This is a genomic window from Paenibacillus sp. 1A_MP2, assembly GCF_052244825.1.
Classification (GTDB): Bacteria; Bacillota; Bacilli; order Paenibacillales; family Paenibacillaceae; genus Paenibacillus; species Paenibacillus vandeheii.
The window spans coordinates 3783408-3798951 of the sequence record NZ_JBQQCS010000001.1 but is presented as its reverse complement, the minus strand read 5'-3'; the positions used below and the strand labels follow the sequence as shown (position 1 = coordinate 3798951).

The window sequence follows — 15544 nt, the reverse complement described above, 5'->3', positions numbered from 1 at the left end:
TAAACTCGTTCAACAATTTTATGATTCGTTAATATGACTATTCCCTCGATGAGATTGTTAGCCATTGTACTCGTTCAGTTTCTTCCATCGTTTCAATACTTTATCGCAATTTATTTTTTGCAATTATATTTTCAGGGTCAGTTTTTAAGATGCGGATGTAACAAGCTCTTTCTTTTTCTTTTAAATGGATCAAACTATAAAGTTGAGCTAATAGTAACAAAATATCTATATCAATCGGGTCTAATGAAGAGGCATGTTCTAATAGTTTGATTGAGGTCTCATAATTGCCTTGCCTCTCAAGCAACTTACCTTTGAAATAAAGCGCAACAGTATTATTTGAATCAAAACTTAATATTGAATCTAAATAATATGCTGTTAATTCAAATTGATTTTCTTCAAGATAAATTTTTGCGATTTGTAACCTTACATCGTAATCTTCAGGTTCTGATATTAGGATCTTTTTAAAATCGATAATAGCTTCCTCTTTTTTTTCCATATGCTTTAACACTAATGCTTTGTTATACATTGCATTAGTTGATGACGGATCTATCTGTAAAGCCCACTGAAATTCGTCGAGCGCTTCTTGATTATTTCCTAATTCATGGAAAATTAATCCTAGGTTAATATGGGCCTCTTCTTGATTAGTATTAAGTGCTAATGATTTTTGATAATATTCTATTGCTTTCTTATATTCCTCCTTTTTTGATAACAAAGGGCAAGATAATACAAAGCATCTTCAGATTTTGAGTTTATCATTACTGCACGTTTACAAAAAATTAGTGCATCTTCAGTATTGCCTAATTGTAAATAGACATAACCTTTATTAAAGTATAATCTTTCCCATGTAGGGAATAGTCTAATTGCCCTGTCGTAAACTTCAATTGCGGCATTATATTCTTTTAACTCTGTAAGACATCTTCCCATGTAATTCATTGTATCTTGGATATCTATATTCTCATTGAGAGCCTTTTTAAAGTAAACTAATGCTTCATTATAATTACCTTCTTCATAGAGCTCTTCCCCTTGTTCAAAAAAAGTCATTTATCGCATCTCCTTTTTATAATATTGACCCCAACAAATAAGTTGTTGAGGTCAATAATACAAAGATCAAATGAATAATTAATTATCGATACATGTCCAAATCATTCCAACTTCTGTTGTTATCATTTCTTTGATCTCTTTTATCTCGGTGTAATTCTTTTGTACTTTTTTCCCTTTGAGACCTTGAACCAAATGTATCATTTATTTGTTTCTTTTCTCTTTTTTCGCCTCGCTCCCTCTCATTCTATCGTTCTTAGCCCACCCACACCTGGTATCGCATACACACCAAGTGCCCATGCAAAATCTCCATTAGGATCAACACTGTTAATTGGATCATTGACAGCATAAATGTACAAATTTGAATCGATTGGCTCAATATTATCTTGGCTAATAAAACGACCATCTTGTGGGTCGTAATATCGGTTGAATAGGTAAAACATATCCGTTTCTTCATCCAAGTAATAACCACTATAAGTGAACGGATTATATAAAAAGCCATCGCCAGTGCTGTACGTCACTTGGCGATGTATTAGAGGAATTACGCGTGTTTGGAAGAGCGATAAATGGAAATCCTCGCTCAGCGCTATTTCAGTATGTATTTGGTCAAGGTATTATCGAAGAACTCGTTCGTGAGATAAAGCTCACCGTTTCCGGCATAAATATACATGTGCCCGGCCTTTTGATCGAGCCACAGACTAGAAAGATGGTATTTGATCTGCAAATTCCTAGGATCCAGCACATAGAAGTCTTCCCTGGCCCAATCTCCCTCAAACACGTTCTCATCAATTATAGGTGGATGCTCCTGCCACTGATACTGCTTCTCCACGGTAATCTCGCCTGAAGGCGTCATATGGTAAATCCAGTTCTTATCGCCAATTTCGCCAATTTGCTGATTGCCGAGAAGCTGGTTATCCTTGCTATACAGTCTATACACGTTGTCGTTCCGAACCAAGTAGTTGTTGCCCGTAATATCGATCTGATCATTCACATTTAGAGTACGCACCCACTTCTTCTTGCCTTTCATATCGTAACCAATTACCAGATTATCTTTCTTACTCCTTGAAATAACGATAAAGGATCCACCTTCAGATGGCTTCACCTCGAGATAGGGATCTTTCATCGATTTTGGAGCCGTATAGGTGACCAGCGGTGTTTTCAGCGTACTCAGACTCCGGTAAACACTAATGCTGCCTTGCTCAGGCGATTCATGCACCACATAGCCGTTTGGAAGTACCTCTACTATCCCTGAAGTCCATTTGTTGGTTAAGTTTAGCTTTCGTATCTGTTTCCCGCCCTGGTTGTATTCGGTGAAACTAAGGGAAGACGTCTTGTTGGGGACGAAGGAACGAATGACAATGTTACCGCTGTCGAGCACCAATGGCGTGTACGAATCGGTTATATATTTTGTCCATTTCAATTTCCCCTTCGGATCGACAACGGAGAGATCATAGGCGATTGCGTCTTTCATTTTGTAAAAATAACTATAGCTATTATTAGCAGAATAAAACTTCGAGGCGGTAAAAGGTTTGTCGTTGGGAATGTCAGAATAATCGTACACCCAACTCGTAGAACCATTTGTGCGATCGATGGACGCGTAAACCTTATCGCTGTATTTGGTCTCGGAGGCCGAAAGCTTCACTTTCTTGCTCAGTTGAATAAACATCCGTTCCTTGCTTTGCAAGCTGTCCAACGTGTTCCAATTGAACTTCAAAAATTTGTATCATTAAAAAAGCTGACGATTCTTTAATTCAAAAACCGCGTTAAATCAACGACTCCAGTCTAATTCTTTATTTTCAGCGAACATTTAGTGTTATCTATATTGTGCTGCTTTAGACTGTTTTGGACCCTATCCCATACTGAAAGTACTTAGGGGTGCAATGGACATGCAATACAATTCCCACACTAGCAGCAATTTTCTCAATCTCTTTACCGCCAAAGAAATTCTTCACTATCGTAGCATGATCACCATTATTAAGCTTCCGAACCATCGTTTGCCCAGATGTCCCCACAACATGAGACTCACGGGTTCCTGCTACTTCTCGATCATCGATAAAGAACATTTTCCCTCCGGGCTTCAAACAGCGTGATACCATGGTCAAGAAGCTCGCCAGTCTCTCTCTGGGTAAATGAGATATCCAAAAAGTAAAAGCAACTGAATCGTATAACTGATCCGGAGACCAACTGAAAAGATCTGCAACGATCGTTCTTACATTGGGTTCAGATACTACCGGATTATGCGAAAGCATTTCTTCGGAACCGTCTACAATGGTCAATATAAGGGCTTCTTTTAAGAACAGACTACTCCAAGTGCCAGTCCCGCCGCAAGTTCAAGAAAGTCACCATGAAAATGTTCAGCTTTAAAAGCATCCTTAATCGTACTGATCTCATCGAACCAGATTTGGTTGGCTTCGTCTCCTTGATTAAATGTGCCTCGACGGTACCACCAGTCATCATACTCTGGAGCTCGTTCTTTATAATATGTCAACTGATCCTGAAGCTGCTGATCTGTCACACTTTCGTTCGAAGCACCGTTGGTTTCCTTGCTGTTCACCAAACATCTTTCCCCTCTCCCATCAGGGCTTAAGTCAATGATTTTTCCATTAACAAAAGTCCTAATAAAATTAAATTTTCACATACTTTCGTTGAATATCTCCTCGCCAGAATTCAGCTTCCTACATAGTAAAACCGTTCAATTGGAAGCAAGCACTTCTGATTCGCGTTTGAGCCGTTCTCAAGGTAACGAAAACGAATTGTGTAGTATTGTTAATATTATAATCATAGATACAACATTTATATGTTTCATCAACTTTAAAACTTGAAATTATTTATTCTAAAATCATTATGTAATTCGCATTAGATACTCTTTTGCGGCTTCCTCGAATATTCCTCTCGTCTTCCACGATGATCGATGAGTCCAAACTCACCGGATTCCTTGTATTTCTTCACCCAGTCTTTGAGACGATGCCTGTCTGTCATGCCGAACTTCTCCATGATTCTGCGATAAGTCCAACCTTCCATCAAGTGAAGACGCATCACCTCCATCTTGGTCTCGTAGGAAAACTGTCTAAACTTCTGACCTTTAACTGCTGGCATACAAAATGCACCCCCTAGAATTTCATCTGATAAACCAGGGCTTTTTCCAATGTCCATTCTAAGGGGTGCACTTCATTACTTCTGCAGGGTTCTTTTAACTCTCCTCACTAACTCTTTTAACTTATTTCTTAGGAAGGATAATGTTCTATGCAATGGTTTTAATTTTTTATAATGATAATTCAATACTACTTGACATGTGAATGAATTATCGATATGGTGTGAATGGGTTCACACTTCACATTAAGGAGTAATCTATGCCAAAAAATTCTTTCATTCGTTTAGACGAAGCAAGGCGCGAGGAAATATCTAATAACGCTATGCATCTTTTTGTTGATCATCTTTACGAGGATATAACTATGAAGATGGTTTTGGATAGTTTGTCCATGCACCCGGAACATTTTATCGGTATTTTGAAGACAAAGATGACCTTTATTGTCTCTTAGTTCGTAATGTGACCCAGAAAAGAGCTGCGTATTTTAATAACAGTAATGAAGATTCCCTTTACCGGTTTTTCCTTACTGGCTTATTTGGTAACGTTAATGGCACTGTGATTGAGCCATTGAATGAGCTGGAAATCAAACTCACTGAAACATTTTTATACATTCCTGAGAACGTTTTACTTAAAGTATATCTGAATGTGCTAAAGGGCGAGTCTTTCCCCTTGATCAAGGACATTTTGCGCCGAATGAGAGTGGATGGATACCTCCGACCTGATATTGACGACGACCTGATCTCATTTATGTTTGAGTCAATGCAGTTTAATTTAGTCATGTTTTATAGGGAGTTCAATATTAAGGACTCTACGCTGCAAAATAAGATTAGCAAGTACTTTACTGACTTTATGAGCCATGGGCTGCTTGAAGATCATAAATATTCTGAAATTGTTAGAGATTTTAAGAAAGCCAATGAGTAGATATGATTCACTGAAGATAGAATGTAATGGTTTTACTGTTTTGAAAAAGCGCTCATAGCGCGCGCAATGTATGTATTTCACATTCGCCACTTTTATTAATTAAGGGGGAACAAGAAAATGAAAACGTATGATGCATTTCCAGAACCAATTGGCAGCTATACTGTCGGTCGAACCCAGATGGATTTTGAGTACACAGCATCAGATCACTCAAAAAGAGAACTGACGTTGTTTGTGTACTATCCGTCCGACAGCAGCGAAGGTAAGACTACATCATCGTACATGTTTCCTGAAGTCTACGAAATGTTGAATGAGCAGCCACTTGCCACTGCGTTGAAGGATGTTTTCTCTATAGATATCATGACCCAGTGTTACGACGAACTTGCTGTCTCCCGTAAGGAAAAGCGCTATCCGGTGTTATTCTATGTTTGCGGCGGAGGAAGTTCTCCAGAATGGGGTACCGTGATCTGTACAGACTTGGCAAGCATAGGGTATGTTGTGGTAAGCATCGGCCATCAGAATAGCACGATGTATAAGCGTAAAGATGGGCGCCTGTTTAATGTATCAAAGGATTTTTCGGATGTCATTACAGCGCTTTCTGAAGATCCGGGGATGCTGGCGTTGGCTGGTAAGATGGAGATGCGGCCTGACGACGAAACTGCCATTGAGATGTGCCGTAACGTGCTTACACTGCCGATAATTGCCAACTTAACAGAGTATAGTGAATTACAGGCAGAAGATGTAAGGTATGTAGCCGATTATCTTTACAAACTGGACTCTGGAGAGCTGAATTCCATCTTTAAGGGCAGATTGTTGCTTGACATCGGCATGGGCATCGTCGGACATTCTTATGGAGGGCTTACGACGGCGATTGTTTGCCGGGACGACGACCGGTTCGCCTGCGGGATAGGCCTCGATAGCGGTGCGTTCGGCCTTCAGGGCAGCGACCTTAAGAAACCGTTCTTGCTACTGTTTTGTGAACCTAACTATAATATGAATGCGATAATTGGCGCTAACAATAGCATGGAAACCTATTATTTCTCTGTTGATCGTGTTGCGCATTTAGATTACTGCGACATCGTGTTTACCAGTGTTAATGAGGAAATCAGAGGCGAACGGGATGCTATGGAGATGCGAAATCTTGTTACTGACTATACGAAGAACTTTTTTGATCATTACATCCTGCAGAAGGCAGCAAGTATGGAAAGTCTGGTATACGATGGCGTGGACTTGATCAAGAAGACCAGCAACAAGTGACATAACCGAGAAATTTGCTGATAAACGCATATTAAAGAGCTAGCCGTACAGACCACAAAGCCGCTAACCCTATTACACAGTTAGCGGCTCTCTCATATTTCAGGCATCGTTGACAGAATAAATGTCGGTCTAACTCTTCCGGTAAGCAACCTTATGAAAAGCATTGATATAACGAAACAGTGCTTCACCATCATCAGGCACATGTGTGCTTCCATCCAGTGGCAGCATCATGGCCTGATACGGCTCTGGCACCATTCTATACTGATGAACATAGGAGGTTAGAATGAACCCGTTGCGCTGCCAGAACTGAATGCGTTCCTGATGAGCCTCCGTTGTCCCGGACTCCGCCTCGATAATCATACCTTTGATGCCGTGTTCACTTAACCCCCAGGCTCTGAGCTGCTCCAGCATCCAAGTCCCGATGCCTGACCCGCGCAGCTTCTGTTCAACCGCGAGGTAATCGATGATCACGATGCGGTTCGCTGCCCTCCCCTCCAGTCCAGTAACAGCCATCGCAACCACTTCTCCTTGATGCACGCCCGTGTGTAAATAACCAATCCCTCGGTCAAAGCATACTGCGCAGAATTGCTTTTGTCTTCGCGCCGCTTGGAAAAGCCTCATGATAGATTCGCTCCATCCACGCCCACAATGCTTCATCCCACTCCTCTATAGTAGTAAACTCTAATTCCAGCATCTCATTCGCCTCCAGATTTTTATCATAACAAATCCCTTCCCTTTTCTGGCTTTGTTAAAGTATCGTACCCTTTAGCACAAAAAGTCCATATCAATATAAGGAGTGTTATTTAACAAATTTTCATAGTAGAAGCGTCGGGCTTGCTCATCCCATTCGCTCCAATCAGGAGCGTTAAAATCTCTGCTTCTATAGAACGCGGCTAAAACTCTAGCTTGCCTTAAATTAATAAATAATGGAATTTTGTTTAACCAACCTTGACTCACAGTATTTTCCTTACAATAGCCGTTTAAGAAGTTGCAATAGTAACGCTTTGCAATCTCCATCCTTACATCTCCAGATACAACCCACGGAATAGGGATTTCATAAAGTAATGGTGTAGCAATATCAGAAACAAACCAGCTATATTCCGCATCGTCATAGTCAATAATAAAGGCTTTGTCCCCATCATTAAGATAATTACCAGGGCTGATATCCCCATGAATAAGACCGTACGTATCTTTTTCCTTGGGTAGAGCGCTAACTTCAGTAATTAAACGATCAAAGTTATCGTGTAATTCTAACGGACAATACTTCTTAAATGAGGCTAATAGGGCATTATCATTCCATTCATAGCGTGAATGTTGGGGCGAATAATTAAGTGAAAACTTATGTATTTTCCCGACCATTTGACCGATATTCTCATAAAACGTATTGCTCTCCTCGGCTATTACTGCATTTCTGCCGGGTGCTTTCTCAAAAGCTGTCACAACAAAGGACTCGTCAATGATATGAATATGATCCCCTGATATAGACTGAATGGGCCTCGCTACTTTCATTCCGCGATCAGCCAGGAACATGATAAAATCTAGTTCTGCTCTTGTTAATAATTCATCCCGATGTGTGACATGGGTAATTCTTAAAATAACTTCTCGATCTCCGACTACCCCGGAATAAACGAAATTTTGAAACCCATTTAATTCGAAAATTGAGTCTTCACGTATTCCAAAACATTGCGCGGACTGTCTCAATATATCTTGTGTGTATAGTAGTTTAATCTTTTTATCCATGTTATAACCTCTTCCCTTTACCTTTATGGTAACAAAAGATGCTGATTGAAAATATACTGAATTTGATTCAGAATCAAATTCCACACACGAAAAGCCACATCAGAAAGCTCGATGTGACTTACAAGTGAATCTATTTTCTAGAGTAAATGATTTTCTTAATGCTTTCGTAGGAAAGACCGAATTCATTCGAGAGTTCATCGATCGACTTTCCATTGAAATATGTTTGACGGATCGTTTCGTTTCTTAGACTTAGTTGTTCTCTACTCCCCGATTTTTCTCCCCATTTTTTGTGCAATTTTTCAGGAGTCGGGACATAAACCATGCGACCGTGAATGTACTTTTGGATTTCTTTTAGCAACTCTTCCGGAAAGATGCTGTCTGCATTTACATATTTCATGATAGCTCTGCTCCTTAAAATTTTTTTGAAAATTTAAGGGAGCAAAGTCATTCTATAAACAGTAAACATCATGCCAGAGATGATTCAGCGGTTATATTTCGTTCTTGCTCCATTCAAACAACCGCCGTTGTTTATAGAACAGACTTTGCATGGAGCAGATTGTGGATTTTCCCATCAGTTGAAACCCTCCCTCCCAAAATTATAAATGTAACGCATTTCCAAATATTCGTAATTACTAGTTCTCGACTATTTCCTGCCCGTACAAATACCCCGATAGCTCAAAACCGGTTCAGGGGAACTTTGGGACATATATTATATTCGTGAACTAGAACTACGACCCCTTTTTGGAGAGATTATTTTCTTTTTTAGGAGATAATTAGAGATATGCCTAATCGGTAATCGAACTATGCTCTTGTCCCCGACATTACAATCTCATTTCTATGGCTTTCATCTTTAATTCCACGGTATAACTCACTCTGGTTGCCATTACAAAAACACCTCCAAGATGAACTCCCTGTCTTACAACAAGGTTTCATTCTCTTGAAGGTGTTTTATTTGTCTCACGTTATGGGGTCAGTCCAGCCGCTCCGTTGGTCTGTCACTGCTTTTCTTTATAAGATGAGTATTCTTAATGAGTATTACTGCAATTAAGTAAGTACGGTCACCGCCTCTCTTGTAAATGGAACCAGATCATTGGTACGTCCTTCTTGAATTTTCTTAGCCCATTCAGGGTCGACCAGAAGAGCACGTCCTACAGCAACCAGATCAAACTCATCATTCTGAAGTCGTTGTACCAATCCATCGATACCGACGTTACTTGCGCCTTTACCTTCTGTGAACAGACTTGTAAAGTCACCATCAAGACCAATCGATCCAACGGTGATTGTCGGTTTGCCAGTCAGTTTTTTGGTCCATCCAGCAAAATTCAGATCAGACCCTTCGAATTCCGGCTCCCAGAAACGGCGTGTGGAGCAGTGGAAGATATCGACTCCAGCTTGAACCAACGGTGCGAGAAGCTGCTCCAGTAATTCCGGTGTTTCAGCCAATTTAGCCTGATAATCATCTGACTTCCACTGAGATAAACGCAGTACAATCGGGAATTCCGGTCCCACTACTTCACGGCAAGCCTCAATCACTTCAACTGCAAAGCGTGTGCGAGCCATCATATCTCCACCGTAACGATCCGTACGAGAGTTGGTTTTCTCATACAGGAATTGGTCGATCAGATAGCCGTGTGCTCCATGGATTTCAACACCATCGAACCCAACGCGTTTCGCTTCTGAGGCTGCTTGTGCGAATTCCTGAACGATTGTAGCAATCTCAGCTTCTGAATAATCATTAACATGACCTTTGGCTCCCATATGCCAGATCTGTGGAATAATTCGTCCGCCAGCTTCATGTACTTCAGATACAACATGTGCCCAGCCATTCATTGCAGCTTCCCCATAAAAGTGCGGCACATTGGCTTGATTGGATGCATCCGGGTGATTAATTATCGTCCCTTCCGTCACAATAAGCCCCACTGCGTTCTCTGCTCTGCGGCGGTAATAGCCAGCAACATTCGAACCCGGGATACCGTCCGGAGAAAATTGACGCGTCATCGGCGCCATTACGATCCGATTGGATAACTTCAAGTGACCTAACTCTATAGGTTGGAACAATGCTTCTACGGATTGAGAGTAATTCATAATAACCTCCACATATTTTGTTTTATATAAGTTGACCTAAGATGTTAAACAGCAACTAGCCTGGTTAACAGCTAGACGTTACTTCCAAATGAATCAATACACGATTTTTATCGAAAAGCCCCACCTCCTTAAAGGTTTCGTGGTGTATTAATCCACCTTCAATTGTTTTTGACTTCGTAGTCAAGAATTTCACAAAAAAAAGATCAAGACATGATCATGCCAAATGAAGTACGCAGAACCGTCTCGATCTGTTCACGGGATGAACCTGATTTCTCCATAACTCTCACACCAAGAATGGTGTTATTTAGATAAGATGCAAGCTCTATACTCGTATATCGGTTGGAAATTAACTGTTGTTTCTGGCCACTACTTATAATCTTCTCTAATACCAGTTGAACCTCTTCTACCATGAGCTCAGCTTCGCGTGTGACCTGCTCGTCATCTGTTCCGAATTCGAGTGATGCATTCACAATTAGACACCCTTGGCAGCCAGTTTCATCGTCTAAAAGGGAATATCGTAAGGCATCCAGTTTATCAACTGGAGACGAATCCAGGGCTTCAATCTCCTTCAGTTTCGCTATAACCTGTTCACGGTAAAGAGCCAGCGCCTTCAGGAACAACGATCGCTTGTCTTTAAAAACACAGTACAAACTTTGCTTTTTGACTCCTGTAGTACGCGTAAGGTCCTCATAAGAAGTTGCTTTGAAGCCTTGATTCCAGAACACTTCCATAGACTGGTATAATACACGATCGACATCAAATTCTCTTGGTCTACTCATGGGAGTAATATATCAGTTATTGACCATGCAGTCAATAACTGATATTACATCCTATTTGAAAGAGGATGGTTACAATGGATAAACATAAATTTTTATATAAATGAACAAAGCACCGATCCTCCCCAAAGTGTGAAGACAGGTGCTTCATATGTACGTTTTTAAACGGTCCTTCTATTAAACTAAACAAAAAAGAGATTTGAATCATTTGATTTAAATTATCCTCATTCATTTCCACAACCCCATTTAAATTGTTTCACAAAATTCCTCAAGGGATCAAACGTGAAAATAAGTAACAGATTATTATCAACTTGTTTGAAAATATGCTGTTACTTGCCCCTGTCCAATAAATCATTATGGCTCGAATCCCCAGATGGACCATCAGTTGTTCTCTGCTCTCAACGTAACGGTTCAGGTTTTCAATGGTGATTAATGTAAATATTAGGAATTTTTTTCAGACAGCATTTCGGAATTGGTATAAGGCGGTTTTCGAATTATTAAATCGTCAGATATTGTGATATGTATTAGACTAGCCACAACTATAAAAACAGCGGTAGCCGTGGACGATAAATAAAGTCCTAGACTGCCGCTGTTTTATTGAGCTAACGTTTCCCGTTAGCTCAATGGTTTTTCTCTCCCTTAGGATTTGTTAGAAGCTCAAGTTCTCTTTTTGTTTCCGGATGCACAACTGGCTATCTGTACCGCCCTTCCTTCCAACATTCAATCAGCTCATTCAATTTATGATTAAGGATGTAGTTGTCATCGATGATGCACAGCTCCATTCCGATGTGCCAGTACACCAGATTAACTGGTCTTTAAGCAGCATTGCTGCAAATAGGACGAGAAGATTTTTATATTCATTAGCATGTGCTTGTTATCCCCATCCAACTTGCTGAGTAAAATTCCTCCCTCCAACAAGGAAAATGCAAATGATGCTAGCGCATCTACATCCAGATCCTCCCTAAACTCCTCAGCTTGAATGCCGTCGCGAATAATACTTTTCATCATATCCAAGAAGGTATGCATCCCTTGCCTTGCTTGACCACAAAGCTCTAAATGAGTATCGTCACTTTCTACAGCTGTATTCTGCATGGGACATCCGCCAATAAATGGTGGATCGTTAACGACATTCTCATAGACACGAAAAAAAGCAACCAACTTTCCTGACGCAGACTGCTCTTGATCCACCGCCTCAGAAAATTTTCTGATGACCATACCGGCAGCATAATTGTAGGCTTCAAGCGCTATCTCGTCTTTACTGGCAAAATGTCGATAGATGCCCCCTTCTTAATTCCTGTGTCGGCAATAATTTCGTTCAGCGATGTACCGGCATATCCTCTCTGGTTAAAAATTTCAGCCGATTTCATAATGATATGTTCCCGTGTTCTGTCCCCTTTTTTCATGAGCTCCTCCGTATGAACCTTATTTTCATTTCATTTATTTTAAACGAATTATTCAATTCGGCCTTGTAATTCATTAATATCATGCTAATATAAAAGAAACCGATCGGTCTCTTTTTAGATTATACAATAAGCCATTCTAGAATGAAATAGCGCTGGGCCATTTTTATTTTATTACAGGCATTCGCTTGTTGGAATAAATAAAACTTATAGGGGGATTTTTCAATGACTGTAAAAGTAGGTATAAACGGTTTTGGACGAATCGGACGACTAGCTTTTCGCCGAATTCAAGATGTGGAAGGCGTCGAGGTTGTAGCGATTAACGACCTTACGAACGCTAAAATGTTAGCTCATCTGCTCAAATATGATACGACCCAAGGCACTTTTCACGGTGACATTGAAGTCCATGACGGAACCTTCAAAGTAAACGGCAAAGAGGTTAAGGTTTTGGCTAAGCGGAATCCTGAAGAGCTTCCTTGGGGAGAGCTTGGCGTTGATATTGTTCTCGAATGTACAGGCTTCTTCACCACGAAAGAACAGGCCGAGCTTCACCTGAAAGGCGGAGCGAGGAAAGTTGTCATTTCCGCCCCTGCTACAGGCGACATGAAAACGATCGTATACAACGTGAACCATGACACACTGGACGGTACGGAAACTGTCATTTCCGGTGCTTCCTGCACAACCAACTGCCTGGCCCCTATGGCTAAAGCTCTGCACGACAAGTTTGGTATCCAATCCGGGCTGATGACGACCGTTCACGCTTACACGGGTAACCAAAACACACTTGACGCTCCGGATCCAAAAGGCAATTTCCGAGCTGCGCGCGCCTCAGCGGAGAACATCGTTCCCTACTCCACCGGTGCCGCAAAAGCCATTGGCCTAGTTCTTCCGGAACTTAAGGGCAAACTGGATGGGGCATCTCAACGTGTACCTGTACCAACAGGTTCCGTGACTGAACTCGTTGCCGTTTTGAATACCAAGGTAACGGTTGAACAAGTTAACGCTGCTATGAAAGAAGCTTCCGATCCAGAAACTTTCGGCTACACGGAAGACGAAATCGTTTCTTCCGATATCAAAGGCATCACATTCGGTTCGCTCTTCGACGCCACGCAGACGAAAGTTCTGACAGTCGGTGACCAGCAATTGGTGAAAACCGCAGCTTGGTACGATAACGAAATGTCTTATACAGCCCAATTGGTTCGAACTCTGGAGCACTTCGCTAAGATTGCTAGATAAACAATAAATGATGGATAGAAGGAAAATTCTATGAAGGATGCACTCCACAATATGATGATCGATTGTTCGGCATTATTCTGGTTTTGACGGGAGTCGCGTCGGTTGAAGGTGTACCATCACTTCGGAAGGGCCAACGGGCTTCTGAGCGCCGCCATTGTGGAAGCCTTCGCGCAGTTGCTCGAAAGCAAAAGGACTGCGGCCCAATGCGCCGATCCGGTGATAGCGCTGTGCGAAGGCTGGGACGATTACGTGCGCTTCGCGGCAGCTCGTCCACGGCCCTACGTAGCGATGATGAGCCGCGTTCTCTACGGCGCTGAATTTCCCGCTGCCGAGCTGGCCTTTACGCTCCTGATACAACGCATCGCAGCCGAGGGATGGCTCGCACCTACGGTCGAGGTGGTTGTGCTCATGTAGGCGTCTGCGAATGCTGCATCCCTGCTTCACGTCACAGCTCGGCTACGCAAGGTGGAGAGCCACCCACTTCTGCGGTTCTTGAGCAAATCCGCGGTTGCGCCATGCGGTCTATCCTGAATTCCGAACCGAAAGGATGATCACAATGAAAATTCTCGTGACGGGAGGCACCGGCCTGCTCGGCGGCCGCCTGATCCCGAAGCTCGTGGAGGATGGTCACCAGATTTTCGCCCTCACACGCTCTATATCGTCTCACGCCAAACTCAAGGCCATGGGTGCGATACCGGTCGATGCCGATCTCGAAAGCAGCACGCCAATCGTGTTACCGATGATCGATGCGGTTGTGCATGCGGCCGCCCTTTTCCGCTTTTCAGGGCCTCGCGAACCCTTCTTCCGTACCAACGTCGATGGCACTGCAGCCTTGCTGAAGGCATCCGAGTCCGCCTGTGCGAAGACATTCATCTACATCAGTGCGGCGGGGATCCACATGGATAACGGCGGAACGCTCATCCACGACGCTGATGAAAGCGCGCCGACTTTCCGGAACCACTTCTCCTCCTACCTGGCGAGCAAGGCACAGGCCGATTCATTGGTTCTGACAGCCAACAAACCCGGCTTTCGCACGATCGCGCTTCGCCCACCCGCAATCTGGGGGCCTGGTGATCCGTTTAGCCGAGCGCTTCCCGAAGCAGTCAGATCTGGACAGTTCGCGTTCATCGACCGCGGTGATTACGCTTTTTCAACTTGCCATGTGGACAATGTTGTTGAAGCCATACAATGCGCTCTTGAACGCGGAGAAGGCGGCCATGCCTTCTTCATCAAAGACCAGGAAGGGCAGACTTTCCGTGAGTTCGTCGTCTCGCTTGCGAACTTGCAGGGCCTGTCCATCGATAAGCTGCGTTCGATGCCCTACTGGCTCGCCTCTGCCATTGGCCGTCTGTTCGACACTACCTGGGCCGTAACGCGGAAAAACGGCGATCCGCCGATCTCACGTTCGATGATACGCATGATTGGGCGTGAGTTCACCGTCAACGATGCCGCTGCACGTCGAGAGTTGGGCTATGTCGGAAGAACTTTGCGTGACGCTGGCTTGCAAAGCTACGAGGAACCATCTGCTCAACGATAGGGCTTTGGAGGGCAAACCACGACAATCGATGGTAAGTTGTTCTCTGGAATGGCTCTTTAGGCCAATGTGGTAGGCAGCGTTCGACGAAGAAGAGCACTACAGATCAGCAAAAGCTTATTAGCGTAATAAAAAACGGAGCAGTCGCCGCCGGCGAGCTGCTCCTTCCTTTATTTGTTGAACTAAATTGTTCCGTAAGTTTAGTGATCACTTCATTAAGTATCGGATATTGAATCAATCAATGTATAAATAAAGTTTATTTTATCCGGGTCAAGGTTTTTACCAATTACTCTGTGGAACTCTTCTTTATGATCACCAAGTTCAAGCATATCACCAATGACTAAATGCTTATCATTATAACCCGTCAGTTCTTGAAAAGTCTTAATTGCTGCATTTACCGAATCTCATATCAGGCAATTTTAAATGAAGAAATCCTTCATTTATTTCTGCAGAGTTAAGCCCAACTGTACCC

Annotated in this window: 19 protein-coding genes and 1 pseudogene; 4 read left to right on the top strand and 16 right to left on the bottom strand. The window is 42.5% G+C overall.

Features of this window, described 5'->3' with window-relative positions:
• Nucleotides 1-100: 100 nt before the first annotated feature.
• The 7 genes from ACTWJ7_RS18690 to ACTWJ7_RS18660 all read right to left on the bottom strand — a co-directional run bounded on the left by ACTWJ7_RS18690 (nucleotide 101) and on the right by ACTWJ7_RS18660 (nucleotide 4134).
• Entirely contained in the window at nucleotides 101-712 is a 612-nt protein-coding gene (locus ACTWJ7_RS18690) for a tetratricopeptide repeat protein (RefSeq protein WP_443145756.1), read from the bottom strand.
• Nucleotides 676-1041, bottom strand: a complete 366-nt coding sequence (locus ACTWJ7_RS18685; protein ID WP_443145755.1) for a tetratricopeptide repeat protein — start codon at nucleotides 1039-1041, stop codon at nucleotides 676-678. Before ACTWJ7_RS18685 ends, ACTWJ7_RS18690 begins: the two co-directional genes overlap by 37 nt.
• Nucleotides 1042-1280: 239 nt before the next feature.
• On the bottom strand, nucleotides 1281-1559 hold the full coding sequence (locus tag ACTWJ7_RS18680; protein ID WP_301878483.1) for an RHS repeat-associated core domain-containing protein: 279 nt from the start codon (nucleotides 1557-1559) through the stop codon (nucleotides 1281-1283).
• Nucleotides 1560-1624: 65 nt separating this feature from the next.
• Nucleotides 1625-2752 carry a hypothetical protein gene (locus ACTWJ7_RS18675; protein WP_301878482.1) on the bottom strand — a complete coding sequence of 376 codons (1128 nt, stop codon included), beginning with the start codon at nucleotides 2750-2752 and terminating at the stop codon, nucleotides 1625-1627.
• Between the two features lie 118 nt (nucleotides 2753-2870).
• Nucleotides 2871-3314: a class I SAM-dependent methyltransferase gene (locus ACTWJ7_RS18670; protein ID WP_443145754.1), complete on the bottom strand. Its 444-nt coding sequence runs from the start codon at nucleotides 3312-3314 to the stop codon at nucleotides 2871-2873.
• A 14-nt stretch (nucleotides 3315-3328) separates the two neighbouring features.
• Entirely contained in the window at nucleotides 3329-3592 is a 264-nt protein-coding gene (locus ACTWJ7_RS18665; protein WP_443145753.1) for a hypothetical protein, read from the bottom strand.
• A gap of 302 nt (nucleotides 3593-3894) precedes the next feature.
• The gene (locus tag ACTWJ7_RS18660; RefSeq protein WP_301878480.1) at nucleotides 3895-4134 is read right to left on the bottom strand and encodes a helix-turn-helix domain-containing protein; all 240 of its coding nucleotides are present in this window, start codon (nucleotides 4132-4134) and stop codon (nucleotides 3895-3897) included.
• A gap of 1030 nt (nucleotides 4135-5164) precedes the next feature.
• Here ACTWJ7_RS18660 and ACTWJ7_RS18655 point away from each other — a divergent pair.
• Nucleotides 5165-6301: an alpha/beta hydrolase gene (locus ACTWJ7_RS18655; RefSeq protein ID WP_301878478.1), complete on the top strand. Its 1137-nt coding sequence runs from the start codon at nucleotides 5165-5167 to the stop codon at nucleotides 6299-6301.
• Between the two features lie 129 nt (nucleotides 6302-6430).
• Here ACTWJ7_RS18655 and ACTWJ7_RS18650 read toward each other — a convergent pair whose 3' ends face one another.
• The 8 genes from ACTWJ7_RS18650 to ACTWJ7_RS18615 all read right to left on the bottom strand — a co-directional run bounded on the left by ACTWJ7_RS18650 (nucleotide 6431) and on the right by ACTWJ7_RS18615 (nucleotide 12305).
• The gene (locus ACTWJ7_RS18650) at nucleotides 6431-6814 is read right to left on the bottom strand and encodes a GNAT family N-acetyltransferase (RefSeq protein WP_301878477.1); all 384 of its coding nucleotides are present in this window, start codon (nucleotides 6812-6814) and stop codon (nucleotides 6431-6433) included.
• Between the two features lie 52 nt (nucleotides 6815-6866).
• Nucleotides 6867-6995, bottom strand: coding sequence for a hypothetical protein (locus tag ACTWJ7_RS18645; protein WP_301878476.1), 129 nt, complete (start codon nucleotides 6993-6995; stop codon nucleotides 6867-6869).
• A gap of 71 nt (nucleotides 6996-7066) precedes the next feature.
• Nucleotides 7067-8041 (bottom strand): phosphotransferase enzyme family protein, encoded by a 975-nt coding sequence (locus ACTWJ7_RS18640; RefSeq protein WP_301878475.1) that lies wholly within the window; start codon nucleotides 8039-8041, stop codon nucleotides 7067-7069.
• A gap of 130 nt (nucleotides 8042-8171) precedes the next feature.
• Entirely contained in the window at nucleotides 8172-8438 is a 267-nt protein-coding gene (locus ACTWJ7_RS18635; protein ID WP_079345358.1) for a CD3324 family protein, read from the bottom strand.
• A 647-nt stretch (nucleotides 8439-9085) separates the two neighbouring features.
• Nucleotides 9086-10126 carry an NADH:flavin oxidoreductase gene (locus ACTWJ7_RS18630; RefSeq protein ID WP_179132639.1) on the bottom strand — a complete coding sequence of 347 codons (1041 nt, stop codon included), beginning with the start codon at nucleotides 10124-10126 and terminating at the stop codon, nucleotides 9086-9088.
• 203 nt (nucleotides 10127-10329) lie between these two features.
• Nucleotides 10330-10905, bottom strand: coding sequence for a TetR/AcrR family transcriptional regulator (locus ACTWJ7_RS18625; RefSeq protein ID WP_079345356.1), 576 nt, complete (start codon nucleotides 10903-10905; stop codon nucleotides 10330-10332).
• An 801-nt stretch (nucleotides 10906-11706) separates the two neighbouring features.
• Entirely contained in the window at nucleotides 11707-12090 is a 384-nt protein-coding gene (locus ACTWJ7_RS18620) for a TetR family transcriptional regulator C-terminal domain-containing protein (RefSeq protein WP_443145752.1), read from the bottom strand.
• A 56-nt stretch (nucleotides 12091-12146) separates the two neighbouring features.
• Nucleotides 12147-12305, bottom strand: a complete 159-nt coding sequence (locus ACTWJ7_RS18615) for a TetR family transcriptional regulator (protein WP_443145751.1) — start codon at nucleotides 12303-12305, stop codon at nucleotides 12147-12149.
• Nucleotides 12306-12527: 222 nt separating this feature from the next.
• On the opposite strand from ACTWJ7_RS18615, the gene gap reads away from it, so the two are divergent.
• The 3 genes from gap (at nucleotide 12528) to ACTWJ7_RS18600 (ending at nucleotide 15075) form a co-directional block, all read left to right on the top strand.
• Nucleotides 12528-13538: a type I glyceraldehyde-3-phosphate dehydrogenase gene (gene gap, locus ACTWJ7_RS18610; RefSeq protein WP_301246894.1), complete on the top strand. Its 1011-nt coding sequence runs from the start codon at nucleotides 12528-12530 to the stop codon at nucleotides 13536-13538.
• 102 nt (nucleotides 13539-13640) lie between these two features.
• The gene (locus ACTWJ7_RS18605) at nucleotides 13641-13952 is read left to right on the top strand and encodes a TetR/AcrR family transcriptional regulator (protein ID WP_301878473.1); all 312 of its coding nucleotides are present in this window, start codon (nucleotides 13641-13643) and stop codon (nucleotides 13950-13952) included.
• 142 nt (nucleotides 13953-14094) lie between these two features.
• Nucleotides 14095-15075 (top strand): NAD-dependent epimerase/dehydratase family protein, encoded by a 981-nt coding sequence (locus tag ACTWJ7_RS18600; RefSeq protein ID WP_301878471.1) that lies wholly within the window; start codon nucleotides 14095-14097, stop codon nucleotides 15073-15075.
• 212 nt (nucleotides 15076-15287) lie between these two features.
• On the opposite strand, the pseudogene ACTWJ7_RS18595 reads toward ACTWJ7_RS18600, so the two are convergent.
• Nucleotides 15288-15464, bottom strand: a pseudogene (locus ACTWJ7_RS18595) (hypothetical protein); the annotation flags it as partial.
• Nucleotides 15465-15544 lie beyond the last annotated feature (80 nt).